The sequence below is a fragment of the Streptomyces sp. NPDC096152 genome, from assembly GCF_044763235.1.
GTDB lineage: Bacteria > Actinomycetota > Actinomycetes > Streptomycetales > Streptomycetaceae > Streptomyces.
This window is the reverse complement of sequence record NZ_JBIWFW010000001.1, coordinates 1,100,722-1,121,248: the sequence shown is the minus strand read 5'-3', so window position 1 is coordinate 1,121,248 and position 20,527 is coordinate 1,100,722. Positions and strand designations below refer to the sequence as shown.

Annotated in this window: 15 protein-coding genes; 8 read left to right on the top strand and 7 right to left on the bottom strand. The window is 72.1% G+C overall.

Translation table 11 applies throughout. The annotated features are described in order from the left end of the window. The first annotated feature begins 242 nt into the window (after positions 1-242). Genes tkt through pgl form a run of 5 tightly spaced genes read left to right on the top strand, consistent with a single transcriptional unit; the run spans position 243 to position 6,846 of the window. Complete coding sequence (gene tkt, locus ACIQ9G_RS04875; RefSeq protein ID WP_403606323.1) at positions 243-2,330, top strand: transketolase; 2,088 nt, start codon at positions 243-245, stop codon at positions 2,328-2,330. Between the two features lie 35 nt (positions 2,331-2,365). Beyond that, positions 2,366-3,484 (top strand): transaldolase, encoded by a 1,119-nt coding sequence (gene tal / locus ACIQ9G_RS04870; protein WP_403606321.1) that lies wholly within the window; start codon positions 2,366-2,368, stop codon positions 3,482-3,484. A 4-nt stretch (positions 3,485-3,488) separates the two neighbouring features. Next, a complete protein-coding gene (gene zwf / locus ACIQ9G_RS04865; protein WP_403606318.1) occupies positions 3,489-5,027 on the top strand; it encodes a glucose-6-phosphate dehydrogenase in 1,539 nt (512 codons plus the stop codon). Further along, entirely contained in the window at positions 5,024-6,067 is a 1,044-nt protein-coding gene (gene opcA / locus ACIQ9G_RS04860) for a glucose-6-phosphate dehydrogenase assembly protein OpcA (protein ID WP_403606315.1), read from the top strand. The genes zwf and opcA overlap by 4 nt, the downstream gene beginning before the upstream one ends. Continuing rightward, complete coding sequence (gene pgl, locus ACIQ9G_RS04855) at positions 6,064-6,846, top strand: 6-phosphogluconolactonase (protein WP_403606312.1); 783 nt, start codon at positions 6,064-6,066, stop codon at positions 6,844-6,846. Before opcA ends, pgl begins: the two co-directional genes overlap by 4 nt. Before the next feature lie 107 nt (positions 6,847-6,953). Here the strand turns inward: pgl and ACIQ9G_RS04850 are convergent, their stop codons facing one another. The 5 genes from ACIQ9G_RS04850 to ACIQ9G_RS04830 all read right to left on the bottom strand — a co-directional run bounded on the left by ACIQ9G_RS04850 (position 6,954) and on the right by ACIQ9G_RS04830 (position 13,618). Beyond that, positions 6,954-7,793: a carbohydrate ABC transporter permease gene (locus ACIQ9G_RS04850; protein ID WP_356195431.1), complete on the bottom strand. Its 840-nt coding sequence runs from the start codon at positions 7,791-7,793 to the stop codon at positions 6,954-6,956. Continuing rightward, positions 7,790-9,160, bottom strand: coding sequence for an ABC transporter permease subunit (locus ACIQ9G_RS04845; protein ID WP_403606307.1), 1,371 nt, complete (start codon positions 9,158-9,160; stop codon positions 7,790-7,792). Before ACIQ9G_RS04845 ends, ACIQ9G_RS04850 begins: the two co-directional genes overlap by 4 nt. A 6-nt stretch (positions 9,161-9,166) precedes the next feature. Further along, on the bottom strand, positions 9,167-10,495 hold the full coding sequence (locus ACIQ9G_RS04840; protein ID WP_403606304.1) for an ABC transporter substrate-binding protein: 1,329 nt from the start codon (positions 10,493-10,495) through the stop codon (positions 9,167-9,169). 48 nt (positions 10,496-10,543) lie between these two features. Continuing rightward, positions 10,544-12,178, bottom strand: coding sequence for a glycoside hydrolase family 13 protein (locus tag ACIQ9G_RS04835; protein ID WP_403606301.1), 1,635 nt, complete (start codon positions 12,176-12,178; stop codon positions 10,544-10,546). Positions 12,179-12,346: 168 nt separating this feature from the next. Continuing rightward, complete coding sequence (locus ACIQ9G_RS04830; RefSeq protein WP_403606298.1) at positions 12,347-13,618, bottom strand: ABC transporter substrate-binding protein; 1,272 nt, start codon at positions 13,616-13,618, stop codon at positions 12,347-12,349. A gap of 121 nt (positions 13,619-13,739) precedes the next feature. On the opposite strand from ACIQ9G_RS04830, the gene ACIQ9G_RS04825 reads away from it, so the two are divergent. The 3 genes from ACIQ9G_RS04825 to ACIQ9G_RS04815 all read left to right on the top strand — a co-directional run bounded on the left by ACIQ9G_RS04825 (position 13,740) and on the right by ACIQ9G_RS04815 (position 17,420). Then, complete coding sequence (locus ACIQ9G_RS04825) at positions 13,740-14,255, top strand: PadR family transcriptional regulator (protein ID WP_403606295.1); 516 nt, start codon at positions 13,740-13,742, stop codon at positions 14,253-14,255. Positions 14,256-14,341: 86 nt separating this feature from the next. Next, positions 14,342-15,073: an ABC transporter ATP-binding protein gene (locus ACIQ9G_RS04820; RefSeq protein ID WP_403606785.1), complete on the top strand. Its 732-nt coding sequence runs from the start codon at positions 14,342-14,344 to the stop codon at positions 15,071-15,073. A 64-nt stretch (positions 15,074-15,137) separates the two neighbouring features. After that, positions 15,138-17,420, top strand: coding sequence for an FtsX-like permease family protein (locus ACIQ9G_RS04815; RefSeq protein WP_403606292.1), 2,283 nt, complete (start codon positions 15,138-15,140; stop codon positions 17,418-17,420). A 70-nt stretch (positions 17,421-17,490) separates the two neighbouring features. Here the strand turns inward: ACIQ9G_RS04815 and pgi are convergent, their stop codons facing one another. Beyond that, positions 17,491-19,146 (bottom strand): glucose-6-phosphate isomerase, encoded by a 1,656-nt coding sequence (gene pgi / locus ACIQ9G_RS04810; RefSeq protein ID WP_403606289.1) that lies wholly within the window; start codon positions 19,144-19,146, stop codon positions 17,491-17,493. A 72-nt stretch (positions 19,147-19,218) separates the two neighbouring features. Then, entirely contained in the window at positions 19,219-20,487 is a 1,269-nt protein-coding gene (locus ACIQ9G_RS04805) for an MFS transporter (RefSeq protein ID WP_403606286.1), read from the bottom strand. Positions 20,488-20,527: the final 40 nt, after the last annotated feature.

Genomic DNA, 20,527 nt, shown 5'->3' with positions numbered 1-20,527 from the left:
GACGGGCGTGCGCGAGCTCGATTGAGCGATCGGATGAGCGGCTGCGTATTCAGTTGCCGAACGCGGTCCCGGCCGGTCGCCGGGCGGATGCCCGACAGGCCCGGCAGTCTGTAATGACTCGAAAAAACGCACGTCCCTCCGGGGGTAGGCTCGACAGCGGCCGGCCGACGCCGAGAACGCCGGCAGCCGGTGTACGTCCAGTGCACCGGCAACCGACATGTGGAGAGGAGCCCTGACTCAGGGTGAGCACCAAGCCGACCACCACAGACCTCCAGTGGACCGAGCTGGACGACCGCGCGGTCGACACGGCGCGCGTCCTGGCCGCCGACGCCGTACAGAAGGTCGGCAACGGCCATCCCGGTACGGCGATGAGCCTGGCTCCCGCCGCCTACACCCTCTTCCAGAAGGTGATGCGGCACGACCCGGCCGACCCGCAGTGGGTGGGGCGCGACCGCTTCGTGCTGTCCGCCGGCCACTCCTCCCTGACCCTCTACACCCAGCTCTACCTGGCCGGTTTCGGCCTGGAGCTGGACGACCTGAAGTCCTTCCGCACCTGGGGCTCGAAGACCCCCGGTCACCCGGAGTACGGGCACACCAAGGGCGTCGAGACCACCACGGGCCCGCTTGGCCAGGGCGTGGCCAACGCGGTGGGCATGGCGATGGCCGCCCGCTACGAGCGCGGTCTGTTCGACCCGGAGGCTCCGCAGGGCGAGTCCCCGTTCGACCACTTCGTCTACTGCATCGCCGGTGACGGCTGCCTCCAGGAGGGCATCTCCGCCGAGGCGTCCTCGCTGGCCGGCCACCAGAAGCTCGGCAACCTGGTCCTGTTCTGGGACGACAACCACATCTCGATCGAGGGCGACACGGAGACGGCCGTCTCCGAGGACACCGCTCTGCGGTACGAGGCCTACGGCTGGCACGTGCAGCGCGTGGCGCCGAAGGAGAACGGCGACCTCGACCCGCAGGCGCTCTTCGCCGCGATCCAGGAGGCCAAGGCGGTCACCGACCGGCCGTCCTTCATCGCGATGCGCTCGATCATCGCCTGGCCGGCCCCGCACGCGCAGAACACCGAGGCCGCGCACGGCTCGGCGCTCGGCGAGGACGAGGTCGCGGCCACCAAGCGGGTCCTCGGCTTCGACCCGGAGAAGCACTTCGAGGTCTCCGACGAGGTGCTCGCGCACACCCGCGAGGCCCTCGATCGCGGCCGTCAGGCCCGGGACGCCTGGGAGAAGTCCCTGCAGGAGTGGCGCGACGGCAACGCCGAGCGCGCCGCGGAGTTCGACCGGATCGCCGGTGCCGAGCTGCCCGCCGGCTGGGACGAGAAGATCCCGGTCTTCGAGGCGGGCAAGGGCGTCGCCACGCGCGCCGCGTCCGGCAAGGTGCTCCAGGCCCTGGGCGAGGTCATGCCCGAGTTGTGGGGCGGCTCCGCCGACCTGGCCGGCTCGAACAACACCACCATCGACAAGACGTCGTCGTTCCTCCCGGCGGGCAACCCGCTGCCGGAGGCGGACCCGTACGGCCGCACCGTCCACTTCGGCATCCGCGAGCACGCGATGGCCGCGGTGATGAACGGCATCACGCTGCACGGCAACACCCGTGTCTACGGCGGTACGTTCCTCGTCTTCTCCGACTACATGCGCAACGCGGTGCGCCTGTCGTCCCTGATGCACCTGCCGGTGACGTACGTGTGGACGCACGACTCCATCGGCCTCGGCGAGGACGGCCCCACCCACCAGCCGGTCGAGCACCTGGCCTCGCTGCGCGCGATCCCGGGCCTCAACATCGTCCGCCCGGCGGACGCGAACGAGACCGCGATCGCCTGGCGCGAGATCCTGCGGCGCTGGACGAAGGAGTTCGGCAAGGGCGCCCCGCACGGCCTCGCGCTGACCCGCCAGGGCGTGCCGACCTACGAGCCCAACGACGAGGCCGCGCGCGGCGGTTACGTCATGTTCGAGGCGGACGGCGGCGAGCCGCAGGTCATCCTCATCGCCACCGGTTCCGAGGTGCATGTGGCCGTCGAGGCGCGTGAGCGGCTCCAGGCCGACGGCGTCCCCACGCGTGTGGTGTCCATGCCGTCCGTGGAGTGGTTCGAGGAGCAGGACCCGGGGTACCGGGAGAGCGTTCTGCCGGCGAACGTCCGGGCCCGCGTCGCGGTCGAGGCCGGGGTCGGTCTCACCTGGCACAAGTACGTGGGGGACGCCGGGCGCATCGTCTCCCTGGAGCACTTCGGTGCCTCCGCCGACGCCAAGGTCCTCTTCCGCGAGTTCGGCTTCACCGCCGAGAACGTGGCCGCCAAGGCCCGGGAATCTCTCGCCGCCGCCCAGCGCTGACGCTTACATACGACACGTAGGAGATGACACATTCCATGACAGACGCACTGAAGCGCCTCTCCGAGGAGCGCGTCGCGATCTGGCTGGACGACCTGTCGCGCAAGCGGATCACGTCCGGCAACCTCGCCGAACTGATCGACCAGCAGCACGTCGTGGGCGTCACCACCAACCCGACGATCTTCCAGAAGGCGATCTCGCAGGGCGACGGCTACGAGCAGCAGCTGTCCGACCTCGCCGCCCGCCGGGTGACCGTCGAAGAGGCGATCCGCATGATCACCACGGCGGACGTCCGGGACGCCGCCGACATCCTGCGCCCGGTCTTCGACGCCACCGGCGGCACGGACGGCCGGGTCTCCATCGAGGTCGACCCGCGGCTGGCGCACAACGCCAAGGCGACCGTGGCCGAGGCCCGCCAGCTCGCCTGGCTGGTCGACCGCCCGAACACCCTGATCAAGATCCCGGCGACCCAGGCGGGCCTGCCGGCGATCACCGAGACGATCGGCAACGGCATCAGCGTCAACGTCACGCTGATCTTCTCGCTGGAGCGCTACCGCAAGGTCATGGACGCCTACCTCACGGGCCTGGAGAAGGCGCGCGAGAGGGGGCTGGACCTGTCGAAGATCCACTCCGTGGCGTCCTTCTTCGTGTCCCGTGTGGACACCGAGATCGACCGGCGGATCGACGAGCTGGGCACCCCCGAGGCCAAGGCCCTGCGCGGCAGGGCGGGCGTCGCCAACGCGCGCCTCGCCTACCAGGCCTACGAGGAGGTCTTCGCCTCGGACCGCTGGAGCGCGCTGGAGAACGCCGGCGCGAACAGGCAGCGCCCGCTGTGGGCCTCCACCGGCGTGAAGGACCCGGCGTACAAGGACACCATGTACGTCGAGGAACTGGTCGCGCCGAACACGGTCAACACCATGCCGGAGGCCACGCTGGAGGCGAGCGAGGACCACGGGGAGATCCGTGGCGACACCGTCACCGGCACCTACGAGCAGGCCCGCGCCGACATCGACGCGCTCGAGCGGCTCGGCATCGCGTACGACGACGTGGTCCGGGTCCTGGAGGAGGAGGGCGTCGACAAGTTCGAGGCGTCCTGGAACGACCTGCTGAAGTCGACCGAGGCGGAGCTGGAGCGCCTCGCCCCCGCGGAGGGCTGAGACCTTGGCGCCCCTTCCGGCCACCGGAGCGAACCCGCTCCGTGACCCCGCCGACCGACGGCTCCCGCGCATCGCGGGGCCGTCGGGCCTGGTCATCTTCGGCGTGACGGGCGACCTGTCCCGCAAGAAGCTCATGCCCGCGGTGTACGACCTCGCGAACCGGGGTCTGCTGCCGCCGGGCTTCTCTCTCGTCGGCTTCGCCCGCCGCGACTGGGAGCACGAGGACTTCGCGCAGGTCGTGCACGACGCGGTCAAGGAGCACGCGCGCACGCAGTTCCGCGAGGAGGTCTGGCAGCAGCTCATCCAGGGGATGCGCTTCGTCCAGGGCACCTTCGACGACGACGACGCCTTCGAGCGGCTGCGCGGCACGATCGAGGAACTGGACAAGGCACAGGGCACGGGCGGCAACTTCGCCTTCTACCTCTCCGTTCCGCCGAAGTCCTTTCCCGTCGTCATCCAGCAGCTCAAGAAGCACCAGCTGGCCGACCAGACGAGCGGCTCCTGGCGGCGCGCGGTCATCGAGAAGCCCTTCGGCCACGACCTCGCGTCGGCCGAGGAGCTCAACGCGATCGTGCACGAGGTCTTCGCCCCGGACCAGGTCTTCCGCATCGACCACTACCTGGGCAAGGAGACCGTCCAGAACATCCTGGCGCTGCGCTTCGCCAACACGATGTTCGAGCCGATCTGGAACCGGTCCTTCGTGGACCATGTGCAGATCACCATGGCCGAGGACATCGGCATCGGCGGCCGGGCCGGCTACTACGACGGCATCGGCGCCGCCCGCGACGTCATCCAGAACCACCTCCTGCAGCTGCTCGCGCTGACCGCGATGGAGGAGCCCGCCTCCTTCGACGCGGACGCGCTCGCCGCGGAGAAGACCAAGGTGCTCGGCGCGGTGCGGCTGCCGAAGGACCTGGGCAGGTCGACCGTGCGCGGGCAGTACGCGGCCGGCTGGCAGGGCGGCGAGAAGGTCATCGGCTACCTCGAGGAAGAGGGCATCGACAAGAAGTCGAAGACCGACACGTACGCCGCGGTGAAGCTGGAGATCGACAACCGCCGCTGGGCGGGTGTCCCCTTCTACCTGCGCACCGGAAAGCGCCTCGGCCGCCGCGTGACGGAGATCGCGGTCGTCTTCCAGCGGGCCCCGCACTCCCCCTTCGACACGACCGCCACCGAGGAGCTCGGCCAGAACGCGATCGTCGTCCGCGTCCAGCCGGACGAGGGCGTCACCGTCCGCTTCGGCTCCAAGGTGCCGGGCACCTCGATGGAGATCCGGGACGTGTCGATGGACTTCGCCTACGGCGAGTCGTTCACCGAGTCCAGTCCGGAGGCGTACGAGCGCCTGATCCTGGACGTCCTGCTCGGCGACTCCAACCTCTTCCCGCGCACGGAGGAGGTCGAGCTGTCCTGGAAGATCCTCGACCCGATCGAGGAGTACTGGGACGAGAACGGCAGGCCCGCCCAGTACCCGTCCGGGACGTGGGGCCCCGCGGAGGCGGACGAGATGCTCGCACGAGACGGACGGAGCTGGCGCCGGCCATGAAGATAGACCTGACCGACACCACGTCCAGCAAGATCAACAAGGCGCTGGTGCAGGGCCGCCGGGCGATCGGCACCCCGGCCGTCGGCATGGTGCTCACCCTCGTCATCGTGACCGACGAGGAGAACGCCTACGACGCGCTGAAGTCGGCCGACGACGCCTCGCACGAGCACCCCTCGCGCACCCTGGTCGTCATCAGGCGGGTCTCGCGCACGCCCCGGGACCGCACCTCCTCGCGTCTGGACGCCGAGGTGCGGGTCGGCGCGGACGCGGGCACCGGCGAGACGGTGGTGCTGCGCCTGTACGGCGAGGTGGTGGACCACGCCCAGTCGGTGGTCCTCCCGCTGCTCCTGCCGGACGCCCCGGTCGTCGTCTGGTGGCCGGTGAACGCACCGCTCGACCCGGCGAAGGACCCGCTCGGCGCCCTGGCCCAGCGCCGGGTCACCGACACCTACACCGCCGAGCAGCCGGTACGGGACCTGGCGGCGCGGGCCGAGGCGTACACGCCCGGCGACACGGACCTGGCGTGGACCCGGATCACGCCGTGGCGCTCGATGCTGGCCGCCGCCCTGGACCAGGTCACCTGCGAGGTCAGCGGCGTCGAGGTCGAGGGCGAGGAGTTCAACCCGAGCTGCGAGCTGCTGGCGATGTGGCTCGCGGACCGGCTGGACGTGCCGGTGAAGCGCTCGCTGTCCTCCGGTCCGGGACTGACCGCGGTCCGGATGGAGACCAGCTGCGGCCCGGTCACCCTGGACCGGGCGGACGGCAGGCTGGCCTCCCTGTCCGTCCAGGGGCAGCCGGACCGTGCGGTGGCCCTGAAGCGGCGGGACACCGCCGAGCTGATCGGGGAGGAGCTGCGGCGGCTGGACCCGGACGACACGTACGCCTCGGCGCTGCGTTTCGGCGTGGACCGGCTGAACGGCGCCGGTGCCACGGGCGAGCCGGCCGCGGCGTCCGAGGAGGGCGCGGCGAAGGCCCCGGCCCCCCGCGCGGCCGGCAAGGCCGCCAAGAAGGCGCCTGCGAGGAAGGCGGCCGCGAAGTGAGCGCTCCCCAGCTGGTCGTCCACCGGGACAAGGAGCTGATGGCGCAGGCCGCCGCGGCCCGGCTGATCACGAGGATCGTCGACGCGCAGACCTCGACGGGGTCGGCGTCCGTGGTCCTCACCGGCGGCCGCAACGGCAACGGCGTGCTGGCCGCCCTGGCGGCCGCGCCCGCCCGCGACGCCGTCGACTGGAGCAGGCTGGACCTGTGGTGGGGCGACGAGCGGTTCCTGCCGGAGGGCGATCCGGAGCGCAATGTCACGCAGGCCCGCGAGGCCCTGCTGGACTCCGTGCCCCTGGATCCGAAGCGCGTGCACGCCATGCCCGCCTCGGACGGCCCGTACGGCGCGGACGCCGAGGCGGCGGCGGAGGCGTACGCCGAGGAACTGGCCCGCGCCGCGGGGCCCGGCAACCACGGCGATGTGCCCACCTTCGACGTGCTGATGCTGGGCGTCGGTCCGGACGCGCATGTGGCGTCGCTGTTCCCGGAGCACCCGGCGGTGCGGGAGACGGAACGCACGGTCGTGGGCGTCCACGGCTCCCCCAAGCCCCCGCCCACCCGTGTCTCCCTCACCCTGCCCGCGATCCGCGCGGCCCGCGAGGTGTGGCTGCTGGCGGCGGGCGCGGACAAGGCCAACGCGGTGGCGATGGCGCTGTCCGGCACGGGCGAGATCCAGGCCCCGGCGGCGGGCGCCCGCGGCCGGGCCCGCACCCTGTGGCTGCTGGACACGGCGGCGGCCGCGCAGCTGCCGAGATCGCTGTATCCGCCGGCGTCGGCGTGACACGACGGGGCGGCGCGGGCGTTCGAACGCCCGCGCCGCCCCGCTGTTTCCCCCGGGTTCTCCTTCGGATCCTCCTTCGGGTCCTGCTCCGGGTCCTGCTCCGGGTCCTACTTCACGGACCCGGCCATCACGCCCTGCACGAAGTGCCGCTGGAAGGCGAAGAAGACCACCACCGGCACGATCAGCGACAGGAACGCCCCCGGCGCGAGCACATCGATGTTGCTGCCGAACTGGCGGATCTGGGACTGGAGTTCCACGGTCAGCGGCTGGGAGGAGCTGTCGGCGAACAGCAGCGCCACCAGCATGTCGTTCCACACCCACAGGAACTGGAAGATGGCGAGGCTCGCGATCGCGGGCCGGCCCACCGGCAGCACCAGCTGGGTGAAGATGCGCCACTCGCCGCCGCCGTCCATGCGGGCCGCCTCCAGCATCTCCTTCGGCATCTCGGCGAAGTAGTTCCGCAGCAGGAACACCGCGAACGGCAGCCCGTAGGCCACGTGGAAGAGCACGACTCCGGGGATCGTCCCGAACAGCCCCAGCTGGCCGAAGAGTTTGGCGACCGGCAGCAGGCCGATCTGCACGGGCACCACCAGGAGGGCCACCACCAGCAGGAACAGCGGTTCGCGGGCCGGGAAGTCCAGCCAGGCGAAGGCGTATCCGGCGAGCGCCGCGATCACCACCACCAGCACCGTCGCCGGCACCGAGATGAGCACCGTGTTCCAGAACGCCTGGGTGATGCCCGCGTTCTTCAGCAGCGCCGTGTAGTTGTCGAAGGACAGCTGTCCCGGGCTCGCCAGGGAGGTCCACCAGCCGCCCCTGGCGGTGTCCTCGGCCGAGCGCAGCGACGACAGGAACAGTCCCGCCAGCGGAGTCAGCCAGACCAGGCCGATCACCACCAGGAAGGCCTGCACCAGCCCGTTGCCCAGGCCCCGCCTGACCGCGTTCATCGCTGACTCCTTCGGAAACGACGCACGTTGAAGACCATCGCGGGGATGACGAGGAGCAGGAGCAGCACGCCGAGGGCGCTGCCGAGCCCCTGGTTGTTGCCGCCGCCGAAGGACACCAGCCACATCTGGGTGGCGAGCACGGTCGCGTCCTCCTGCACCGGCCCGGGCGCGATGACGTAGACGAGGTCGAAGACCTTCATCACGTTGATCACGAGGGTCACGAAGACGACGGTCAGCACCGGTGCGAGCAGCGGAACGGTGATCCGCCGGAAGATCTGCCACTCGTTCGCCCCGTCCATCCGCGCCGCCTCCAGCGCGTCCCGCGGCAGCGTCGCGAGGCCCGCCCCGATCAGCACCATCGCGAATCCGGTCCAGATCCACAGGTACGCCCCGATGATGGCGGGGGTGACGAGCGTCGGCCCGAGCCAGGACACGCCCTGGTAGGGCGCGGCGAAGTTCGACGCCGGCAGCCTCAGCGTGTACGACCCCGCGCTGAGCCCCGGGAGGCGGAAGGAGCCGTCGGACGCCGTGGTCGTGCTCGCGACCGTCCGTCCGTCGCGCACCGCCTCGACCTTCATGCCGGGCAGTCCGCTCTCCCGCCGGTCGACCTTGCCCGGCCGGCCCGAACCGCCGGGCGTGAAGTCCAGGTAGGCGACGCCGCGCAGTTCGCCGGCCGCGGCCCGCCGCCCGGCCGCCGGGAGGGCGGGGGCGGCGCCGCGGGGCAGGTCCTTGGGGAGCACCCCGACCATCGGCAGCGTCACCGCACTCCCGGGCGAGACGCCCGTGCCGGTCGTGTACGAGCCGTCCCGGGCCTGGGTGAGCCCCTGGCCCGGGCGGGCGCGTGCCGTGGGATAGGCAGAGGTGCCCTTGAAGGCGTCGTGGACCGAGACGACGGCGGCGTTCAGCACGCCCTTGTCCGGGTCCTCGTCGTAGGCGAGGCGGAAGATGATCCCGGCGGCGAGGAAGGACACCGCCATCGGCATGAACAGCAGCAGCTTGAAGGCGGTCGCCCAGCGGACCTTCTCCACCAGGACGGCGAGGATCAGGCCGAGCCCGGTCAGCAGCGACGGGGCCACGACCACCCAGATCGCGGTGTTGCGGACGGCCTTGACGGTGGCCGGGTCGCGGAACATCTCGGCGTAGTTGGCGCCGCCCACGAACCGGTCGCCGGAGGCGTCGAAGAAGCTGCGCCCGACCGAGAACAGCACCGGGTAGACGACGAGCGCGCCGAGCAGCAGCAGTGCGGGGAAGACGAACAGCAGGGCGACGGCCCGGCCCCGCCGCCGCATCCGCCGCGCGCGGTCGGCGAGCGCGGCGGGCGGCGGCGGGCTCGCCCCCTTCTCCTTCACGAGGGTGGTGGCGGTCATCGCGGCTCAGCCCCGGTACGCCTTGGCCGCCGCGGCCTCCAGCTTCGCCGCGGTCCCCTTCGGGTCGGAGGGGTCGCGCAGGAAGTCCTGGAGCAGCTTCCACTCGCCGGCTCCCTTGGTGCCGCCGAAGGCGGCGGGCGCCTGGTCGGACATGTCGAAGCGGACCGAGTCGCCCGCCGAGATCAGGGACTTGGCGGTCGCCCGGGTGACGTCGTCGCCGTAGGAGGAGAGGGCGACCTTCTTGTTCGGGGACAGGAAGCCGCCCGCCTTCGCCCACACGGAGGCGGCCTCCGGCGTGGCGAGGAACTCCAGGAGCTTCATGCCCGCCTTGGCGTTCTTGCCGTCCTTCAGCACGACCGCCGCGTCGCCGCCGCTGACCACGGGCGCGGCACCGCCGCCGACCGCCGGGAACGGGAAGAAGTTGGCGTCCTTGCCGATGGTGCGGCCGAACTGGTCCTTGGCGACGCCGGCGACGAAGTCGCCCTCGTAGACCATGCCCGCGCCGGGCTTGGGTCCGAAGACCTTCTCCACCGAGCCGGGGAAGTCCGTGTTGAGGGCCTCCTTCTGCCCGCCCGCGATCAGCTGCTTGTCCTTGAAGAGCTTGCCGAGTGTGCCGAGCGCCTCGACCACGCTGGCGTCGGTCCACTTCAGCTTGTGCGCGGCGAGGGCGTCGTACTTCTCCGGTCCGGCCTGGGAGAGGTAGATGTTCTCGAACCAGTCGGTCAGCGTCCAGCCGTCCTGCCCGGCGACCGAGAAGGCGGGGAGTCCGGAGTCGGCGACGGTGTGCCCGGCCTTGAGCATCTCGTCGTAGCTCTTGGGCGGCTTCACGCCGGCCTGGGTCAGCGCGTCGGGGCTGTACCAGACCGTCGACTTGTGGGCGGCCTTGAAGTACAGGCCGTAGAGGGTGCCGTCGACGCTGCCGTACTTCTTCCACACGGGCGCGTAGCCGGCGTCGACGGACTGCTGGGTGGTGGCGGACAGCGGCTGGAGCCAGCCCTTCTTCGCGAACTGCTGGAGCACGCCGACCTGCGGGACCATCACGACGTCGGGGGCGTTGCCGCCCTCGATCTTGCTGCCGACGACGGTGGAGACGTTGTCCCCGGTGGAGATGAACTGCGTCTTGGCGCCGGTCTTCGCGGTGAAGGCGTCCAGCACCTTCTGGAAGTTCTTCTGCTCGCTGCCGGTCCAGACGCCGGCCACGGTGACCGTCTGGCCGCTGAGCGCCTTGTCGCCGCCGCCGGCGGAGACGGGGTCGCCGCCGCCGCAGGCGGTCGCGCCGAGCGCGAGGACGAGGGCGGTGCAGCCGGTGAGCAGGGTGGTACGTCGTCGCATCATCGTTGATGTCCCTTCGAGGGGTGGGAAACGGACGGGCTAGTGAGGGGGTCAGAGGTCGGCGGTGTCGTCGCCGATCCACCAGGCGGCCGTGGACCCGGCGAGCACGCCGGGCGGGCAGGGGCCGCTGGACAGCAGCGGGGCGCCGGGGACCGGCGCGGGTGTCGGGGCGGTGCCGAAGTTGACGGCGCAGACCAGGCCGTCGCCGCGGACGAAGCCGAGGACGCCGGGCGGGGTGTCCAGCCAGCGCAGTGTGCCCTCCCCCAACTGGGGCAGCGCGGCGCGCAGATGGAGGCCGTCGCGGTACAGGTGCCAGAAGGAGCTGGTGTCGGCGAGGGCCCGGTCGGTGGCGTGCTCGGCGAACCAGTCCGGCTGCGGCAGCCAGGGCCTGGCGCCCTCGACGCCGGAGGTGAAGCCGAACGGGGAGGCCTGCCCGGACCACGGCAGCGGCACCCGGCAGCCGTCGCGGACGCGGGCGCGGCTTCCGGTGCGGCGGAAGATCGGGTCGGTGAGCACGTCGTCGGGCAGGTCGACGACCTCGGGCAGGCCCAGCTCCTCGCCCTGGTAGATGTACGCGGCACCGGGCAGCGCCAGCATCAGCAGCGCGGCGGCGCGGGCACGGGCGGCGCCGAGGCCGCTGCCCCCGGTGGCGGGTTCGCCGTAGCGGGTGACGGTGCGGACCTGGTCGTGGTTGTTGAGGACCCAGGTGACCGTCGAACCCGTGCCGGCTATGTCCTGCATGGCCTCGGTGACGACCTTGCGGAAGGCGTCGGCGTCCCAGGGGGCGCCGAGCAGGTCGAAGAAGAAGGCCTGGTGCAGCTCGTCGGGGCGGACGTACCGGGCGTGCTCACGGGCGGTGGGCACCGAGACCTCGCCGACCAGCAGCCGTTCCCGGCCGTCGTGCGCGGTGTACTCCTCGCACACGGCCCGCCAGTGCCGCCACACGTCGTGCACCTCGGGCTGGTTCCAGGCGAGCGGGTTGACCGAGTCGCGGGTGCGGGCGTCGGCCTCGGGGTCGTCCGAGTCGGGCAGGTCGGGATGCTTGAAGAGCCCGGCGGCGACGTCGATGCGGAAGCCGTCGACGCCCCGGTCCAGCCAGAAGCGCAGGACCCGGTCGAACTCGGCGGCCACCTCGGGGGTGCGCCAGTTCCAGTCGGGCTGCTCGGGGGTGAACATGTGCAGGTACCACTGGCCGGGGCGGCCGTCCGGCTCGGTGATCCGGGTCCAGGCCGGGCCGCCGAACATGGCGTGCCAGTTGTTGGGCGGCTCGGACCCGTCGGGGCCGCGGCCGTCGGCGAAGTGGAAGCGGGCCCGGGCCGGGCTGCCGGGCGGCGCGGCGAGCGCCTCGCCGAACCACGGGTGGGCGCTGGAGCAGTGGTTGGGGACGACGTCGAGCAGGACCTTGACGCCGAGCCGCCGGGCGGCCGCCATCAGCAGGTCGAACTCGGCGAGGTCGCCGAAGAGCGGGTCGACGCCGCAGTAGTCGGCGACGTCGTAGCCGTGGTCGTGCTGCGGCGAGGGGTAGAAGGGGCTCAGCCAGATCCCGTCGACGCCGAGCTTCTTCAGATACGGCAGCCCGGCCCTGACCCCGGCCAGATCGCCGATGCCGTCGCCGGTGCTGTCGAGGAAGCTGCGGACGTACACCTGGTAGATCACCGCGTCGCGCCACCAACGATGCCTGTTCAACCCATTGCCCTGTCTGTGCTAGGCGGCTGTTGTGCATGCATGTTAGGTAGCGGCGTCACAGAGGTGTCAATGAAATGAACGGAAACTACTGGTCAGTTGCCGTCACGAACAATGACTTAAAGGGACATAATGAACAGGGTCGTGATGCCCGCGTTACCTAACAAGTAACTACCGGCGGGCGATGGCGTCGAGCTCGCGCGCCAGCCGCCGCACCGCCGCCTCGGGCGTCTCCCGACCGGTCAGCGCGTCGTGCACGACCGCCTGGACCACCAGACTGACCTGGTCGTAGTGCGGGCTCTTGGGGCGCGGCGCGGCCGCGAGCACGGCGGCGCGCAGCGTCGGCAGATACGGGAACCGCCGGATCAGCGCGGGGTCTTCGTAGAGTGCGGCCCGCACCGGCGGCAGCGCGCCCCGGGTGAGGACCAGGCGCTGGACGCGCTCGCCGGTGAGGTACGCGATCAGCCGCGCGGCGGAGTCGGGGTGCCGCGCATGGGTGTTGACGGCCAGATTGGAGCCGCCGAGGACGCTCGTGCCCGGTCCGTCCGGCCCGGGCAGCGGCACCGCGCCGATCTTCCCGGCGACCGGGGAGCCCTTGGCCGAGGCGACGGCGTAGGCGTAGGGCCAGTTGCGCAGGAAGAGCAGCCGGCCGTCCTGGAAGGCCTGCTTGGACTCCTCCTCCTTGTACGTCAGCGCCCGTTTCGGGATCCAGCCCTCGCGGACGCCGCGGGCGAGGAAGCCGATGCCCTCGCGGGCCGCCGCGGAGTTGACGGTGACCCGCGCGCCCTCGTCGCCGAGGATCGTGCCGCCCGCCGAGTACACGGCCTCGGCCGCGTTGACGGTGAGGCCCTCGTAGGGCAGGAACTGGCCCGCGTAGCCGTCGAGCCCGTACTTCGGCGCGATCGTCCGCGCGTCGTGCTCCAGCTCGGCCCAGGTGCGCGGGGGCGGGACGCCCTCCTTGGCGAGGACGTCCTTGCGGTACAGCAGCAGACCGGCGTTGGTGACGTACGGGACCGCGTACAGCTGCCCGTCGTAGGTGGCCGTGTCGACGACCGGCGGCAGGAAGGTCCGCAGCGGGAAGCGGTCGCGCGGCAGCGGGCGGATCCAGCCGGCCGCGGCGAACTCCGAGGTCCAGTTGACGTCGATGTTGAGGACGTCGAACCGGCTGCGGTCGCCGCCGCGCAGGTCGGTCGTCATCTGCGCGTGGGTCTCGTCGGCGGAGTCCGGGAGCTCGACGAGGGTGACCCTCTCCCCGGGGTGGGTGCGGTTCCAGCCCTCCAGCAGCGGGCCGAGATAGCCGGTGAGGTCACCGGCGGTGGCCAGGGTGAGCGGGCCGCGCCCGTGGGACGCGCCCTCGTCGGCACGGGCCCCGGAGGCGATGTACCCGGTCATGACCACGACCAGGACGAGAAGGCCCCTACCGGCGGCGCGTATCCACCGCATAGGTTCCTCCCGTACACCAGCTTCGGGCACCCTCGCCCGGGGTCAGAGGCCATGTATACCTGTTAGGTATGGGCGATACTAGGGCCTGGAGCACATTACGAGGACTGGGAGGAGAGCACGAGTGCGCCTGCCCCTCCTGGCACTCCTCGCTCGCGGCCCGGCCCACGGCTACGAGCTGAAGCAGGACCTTGAGCAACTGCTGGGCGCCGCGTACCCTCAGCCGAACGTCGGCCAGATATACGTGACCCTCGGCCGCCTCGAGAAGTCGGGACTGATCGAGGGCGAGGAGGTCGAGCAGTCCAGCCGGCCCAACAAGAAGATCTACCACCTCACCGACGCCGGGCGTGAGGCGCTGCGCGCCTGGTTCGAGGAGACCGAGGACGAGCCTCGGGTGCGGGACGAGTTCTTCATGAAGCTCGCGCTCGCGCCGCAGACCCGGCTCGCCGACCAGATCGCGCTCATCAACCGGCAGCGGCGCCAGTACCTCAACACCATGCGCAACCTGTCGAAGCTGGCCGCGGCCGAGAACCGGGACAACCGAATCGCCCATCTGCTCATCGAGGGCGCGATGCTGCACCTGCAGGCCGACCTGGACTGGCTGGAGCGGTGCCAGGAGGAACTGGAGGAGCTGGAGTGAGCGACACCCACCCTCCTGAGCCGCGCCCGGAACACCGTCCCGAGCCCCGGTCCGGGGACCCTGCCGGGCCGGGGGCCGAGGACGTCGTGCTGCGGGCCGAGCGGCTCGTCAAGACCCACCACGGCGAGGGCGCGCCCGCCCGTGCCGTGCGCGGCGTCGATCTATCGGTGCGGCGCGGCGAGTTCGTCGCCGTCACCGGTCCCTCCGGGGCCGGCAAGTCGACCCTGCTGCACCTGCTCGGCGGCCTGCAGCGGCCCGACGAGGGCAGCATCTGGCTGGACGGGCGGTGCACCGACGCCTACACCGAGGCGCGCTGGGCCGAGGAGCGCAGGAAGCGCATCGGCATCGTCTTCCAGTTCTTCAACCTGGTCTCCAACCTGTCCGTCGCCGACAACGTCGAGCTGCCCGCGCTGCTCGCCGGCCGCTCGCCGCGCCAGGCGCGCGCCGAGCGCGAGGAGCTCCTGGCGGAGCTGGGGCTGAAGGGCAAGGAGCGCAGTATGCCGGGCGAGCTTTCCGGCGGCGAGCAGCAGCGGGTCGCGCTCGCCCGCGCGCTGGTGAACCACCCGCCGCTGCTGCTGGCCGACGAGCCCGCGGGCAGCCTGGACAGCCGGGGCACCCGCGAGGTGATGCGGCTGCTGTCCCGTTTCCACCAGCGCGGCCAGACGATCGTGCTGGTCACCCATGACGCCCGGCTGGCGAGCGCCGCGGACCGGGTGATCAGCTTCTTCGACGGGCGGATCGCCGACGACGCGGAACTCGACGGGACGACACCGTCGCGGGGCACGGGGATCTCCGGTGTGCTGGAGCTGAAGGACTGACTGCGGTGTACGACCACCTGACGCGCGCGCCGGCGCACCCGCCCCGGCCGAGGGGCTGAGCCGCGTGCGGGCCACGTTGCGCTGGGCGCACTCCGATCTGCGCACGCACCGCGGCGAGGCGCTGTTCATCGTGCTGGCCACGGCCGGCATCGTCGCCTCGCTGCTGCTGGCCACCGCGCTGTTCGGCTACGCGACCAACCCCTGGCAGCGGGTGTTCGCCCAGTCCCGGGGCGCCCATGTGTGGATCCACACCGTCCGGTCCGCCGACACCGGCCGGCTGGCCGCGCTGGACGGCGTCGAGTCCGTCGCCGGGCCCTATCCCACCGAGACCGCCACCGTCTCCTCCCGCGGCACCCGGGCCCTGGTCGAGCTGCGCGGCACGCCCCGGCGGCCCGACGTGGGCCGGCCGCTGCTGACCTCCGGCCACTGGCTCGACCCGCGGGACCCCGGCGGCGTCGTCCTGGACAGCCGACTCGCCCGGGCGCTGCTGGCCGAGCCCGGGGACGTCCTCCGCCTGCCGGGCACCGCCCGCACGCTGACCGTCGTGGGCGTCGCCGACAGCGCCGAACCCCGCTTCCGGCCGGGGGAACAGCCCGGCCTGGTGTGGGCGCTGCCGTCCGCGGTGCGCGATCCCGGCGGCCGGGTGATCGGACTGCGCCTGACCGACCCCGGCGACACGGACTACGCCGTCCAGCGCGCCGTCACCGTGCTCGGCGCCGGCGCGGTCGGCGAGGTGTCCACCTGGCAGCAGGCGCAGGCCGAGGCCCAGGGCGACAACCGGCTGCTCGGCCAGGTGCTGGGCCTGTTCGGGCTCGGTGCGCTGGTCGCCGCGGGACTGGCGGTGCACGGCGCGATCGGCACCCGCATCCGCGGTCATCTGCGGGACATCTCGGTGCTGAAGGCGATCGGCTTCACGCCCGGCCAGGTCGTCCGCGTCTTCCTGCTCCAGCACGTCGCCTACGCCCTGCTCGGTGCCGTCGCGGCGGCCGCGCTCACGCAGGGGCTGGGCAGCCTGCTGCCGGGGCGGTTCGGCGACGCGGTCGGGGTGTGGCAGGGGCTGCCGGGCCACACCGTGGCGCTGTTCGCCGTGCCGGTGGGGGCCGTGCTGTTCATCGGCGCGGTCACCGGGCTCGCGGCCTGGCGGGCGGGACGGGTGCCCCCGGTGCCGGTGCCCCGCCCGGCGGCCTCGGCGGGCGGCCGGCTGACGGGACCGGCGCGGCGCGCCCTCGGCCTGCGGCTGCCTCCCGCGCTGGTGCTCGGCTGGCACAAGGCGTTCACCCGCCGTCCGCGCACCCTCGGCACCGTCGGGCGGCTCGCGCTGCCGCTGCTGCTGATCGTGGTGGCGATGAGCGCGTGGACCACCATCGACCGCTTCCACAGCAGCCCGGAGCGGATGGGAATGCCCGCGGCACTCACCGTCCGCGCGGACCGCGGCCTCGGCGACACGGACGTCCGCGCCCTGCTGGACCACGAGCGCCGGGTCGCCGCCGTCTATCCGGGCGTGGAGATGGCCGCCCTGGTTCCCGGGCAGACCGCGACGATCGCCCTGCGCGGTCTCGGCACCCGCCAGGACCCCTACCCGTACACCCTCGCCCAGGGCCGCGCCGCGACCGGCCCGGACGAGGCGGTCGCCGGGCAGGGCCTGCTCGACCTGCTGGACGTGCGGGTCGGCGACTGGGTGCGGATGACGGTCGGCGACCAGCCGCAGATCCTGCACATCGTGGGCCGCAGCATCGAACCGGAGAACGCCGGCCGGGTCATCTCCACCTCGCTGGACACCCTCCGGGCGAACGACCCGCACCTGGCCCCGACCCTCTACCAGTTGCGGCTGCGCCCCGGAGCCGATCCGCACGACGTCGCGAACGGGCTGACCGCCGCCGGCCGCGGCCACCTCGACGTGCACGCCGTGACCAACCCGGCCGACGGGCTGTCCCCGCTGCGCGCGGTCGTCGCCGGGCTGGTCTGCGTGCTCGCCCTCATCGGGCTGATCGAGCTGCTCACCGCGATCGGCGGCACCGTCCGCGAGGGCGAGCGCGACCTGCTGGCGCTGAAGGCGATCGGGCTGTCACCGCGCCAGATCACCGCGATCACCGTCACGGCCACCAGCTGCACCACGCTGGCCGCGGTCGCCGTCGCCACGGCGCTGGGCCTCCCGCTGGCCCACTGGCTGATCGACGCCCAGGGCCGCTCCAGCGGCATCGGCGCCGGGATCGCCCAGGCCCCCTCCCCCCTGCTCCTGCTGCTGTTCGGCACGGCCGCCGTCCTGGGCGCCGCCGCCCTCGCCGCGCTGCCCGCCGCCCGCGCGGCCCGCCGCCGCCTGGCGGACACGCTGAGCGCGGTGGCCTGAGGGACGGCGGTCCCGCATGGGGTCCGGGTGGGGGTCCAGGGGGCCGACCCACCGGGGCGGCCGACCGGGCTCACCGCCGCCCGCGCAGCTCCCGGTACTTCGCGACCAGGGCCCGCGTCGACTCGTCCAGCCCCTCCACCTCCGCGCCCTCGGTCAGGGCGGGCTCGACCCGCTTGGCGAGGACCTTGCCGAGCTCGACGCCCCACTGGTCGAAGGAGTCGATGTTCCACACCGCCCCCTGGACGAACACCTTGTGCTCGTACAGCGCGACCAACTGGCCGAGCACGGACGGGGTCAGCTCGCGCGCCAGGATCGTGGTCGTCGGGTGGTTGCCCTTGAAGGTCTTGTGCGGGACCAGCTCCTGCGGCACCCCCTCCGCGCGTACCTGCTCCGGTGTCTTGCCGAAGGCGAGTGCCTGCGTCTGGGCGAAGAAGTTGGCCATCAGCAGGTCGTGCTGCGCCTCGAGTTCACCGCCGAGCTCGTCGACGGGGTTGGCGAAGCCGATGAAGTCGGCCGGGATGAGCTTGGTGCCCTGGTGGATGAGCTGGTAGTAGGCGTGCTGCCCGTTGGTGCCGGGCGTGCCCCACACGACCGGGCCGGTCTGCCACTCCACGGGCTCCCCGTCGCGCTGCACCGACTTGCCGTTGGACTCCATGTCCAGCTGCTGGAGGTAGGCGGTGAACTTGGACAGGTAGTGCGAGTACGGCAGGACCGCGTGCGACTGGGCGTCGTGGAAGTTGCCGTACCAGATGCCCAGCAGGCCCATCAGCAAAGGCGCGTTGGCCTCGGCGGGGGCGGAGCGGAAATGCTCGTCGACGAGATGGAAGCCGTCCAGCATCTCCCGGAAGCGGTCCGGGCCGATGGCGATCATCAGCGACAGGCCGATCGCGGAGTCGTAGGAGTAGCGTCCGCCGACCCAGTCCCAGAACTCGAACATGTTGTCCGGGTCGATCCCGAACCCGGCCACCTTCTCCGCGTTCGTCGACAGCGCCACGAAGTGCCGCGCCACCGCCTTCTCGTCACCTCCCAGACCGGCCAGCAGCCAGGAACGCGCCGACGTGGCGTTGCTGATGGTCTCGATGGTGGTGAACGTCTTCGACGCGACGATGAACAGCGTCTCCGCCGGGTCCAGGTCACGGGTCGCCTCGTGCAGGTCCGAGCCGTCCACGTTCGACACGAACCGGACCGTCAACTCACGTGCCGTGAAGGCCCGCAGCGCCTCATAGGCCATCGCCGGGCCCAGGTCGGAGCCGCCGATGCCGATGTTGACGACGTTCCTGATCCGCCGCCCGGTGTGCCCGGTCCACTCGCCGGAGCGAACCCGCTCCGCGAAACCGGCCATCTTGTCCAGGACCGCGTGCACGGCGGGCACCACATTCTCCCCGCCGGCCTCGACCACCGCCCCACGCGGCGCACGCAGCGCCGTGTGCAGCACCGACCGGTCCTCCGTGACGTTGATCCGCTCACCACGGAACATCGCATCCCGCAACCCGAACACATCCGTGGCGACCGCGAGTTCCCGCAGCAGGGCGAGGGTCTCGTCGGTGACCAGATGCTTGGAGTAGTCGATGTACAGGTCCCCGACCCGGACCGTGTATCCCTCGGCGCGCCCCGGGTCGGCCGCGAACAGCTCCCGCAGGTGGACGCCGGCGAGCCGCTCGCGGTGCTCGGACAGCGCGGTCCACTCGGGCATGTGGTTGAGCCTGGTACGGCCGTCTGCGTTCATTTCGGACTTCAGCCTTCTTTCCTACCTGTCCTGCTGCGTACCTTGCCCCGCTGCCGGTCCCAACCTAATTGATCAGCACCCGGCCCGGCCCGCCCCGGCGCCGTCGTCCGGCGCAACAACAGGTACGTCCGGCTTGCGCGCAGGTATCAACGAGGTGACGGCGAACGCGAAGAGGGCGGCCGCGAACAGCGCGGGCCCGTTCAGTCCGTACCACCGGGCCACGGCCCCGCCGAGGAGGGCGCCCAGCGGGGCGCCGGAGGTGGAGGCGGTGCGGAAGGCCGAGGCGACACGCCCCACCATCGACGCGGGGCTGCGCTGCTGCATCAGCGTGACCTGGTTGACGTTCCACACCATGCCCATCACACCGAGCAGCGCCATGCCGGCGAGCAGGGCGCCGAGGTGGCGGACGGTCCCGACGAGGACGAGTGACGACGTCTGGACGGTTCCGGCGAGCAGCAGGGCGCGCACCCGCCCGAGGCGGCGCGCGATCCGCCGGGCGGCGAACCCGCCGGCGAGGCTGCCGGCTGAGTACGCCGTCACCGCGGCCGCGTACCCCGCGTCGCCCGCGTGCAGCCACCGCGTCACCTGCAGGACCAGCGTGGCGATCAGCGCACCCATGCCGATGTTGCACAGCAGCGTGGACACGCAGACGGCCCGCAGCGCCCGGTCGCCCCACAGCGCGCGCAGACCCGCGCCGATCTCCCCGCGCAGGGTGCCGCCGGCCGGGCGTGGACCGGGCTGCGGGAGCCGGACGCGCAGGGACGCCACGAGGGCGGCGGCCACCAGATAGGTGCCCGCGTCGGCCACGAAGGGCACGCACACCCCGGCGGTCAGCAGCAGCGGCACGAACGGGCCGGCCAGCAGCCCGCCGGCGAGCTGCTGGCCGGTCATCAGCCGGGCGTTCGCGCTGCTCAGGGCGCCGCGGTCCACCAGGGACGGCAGCAGGGCCGTGGAGGCGTTGTCGAACAGGGTCTGCAGGGTGGTCAGCGAGAAGGCGAGCAGGAGCAGCAGCGGGATCGACGCGTGCCCGAGGCCGACGGCGAGCGCGAAACCGGCGACGAGCAGCCCGCGTACGGTGTCCACCGCCCACATCGCCCGCCGCTGGTCGACGCGGTCCGCCAGGGCGCCGCCGAGCAGCCCGAACAGCAGCCAGGGCACATAGCCGCAGGCGGTCACGGAGGCGATGACGAGGGGCTCGTCGGTCAGGCGCACGGCGAGCAGAGGGAGCGCGGCGGTCCGCAGGGCGTCCCCGAACCGTGAGGTCACGGCGGCCGTCCACAGCCGCCCGAATCCCCCGCGCCAGGTGGGCGCGGCACTGTCCACCGCCTCGACCGCCGCCACGACATCCCCCGTACGAAGCACCGAAGTCCCGATGCACACA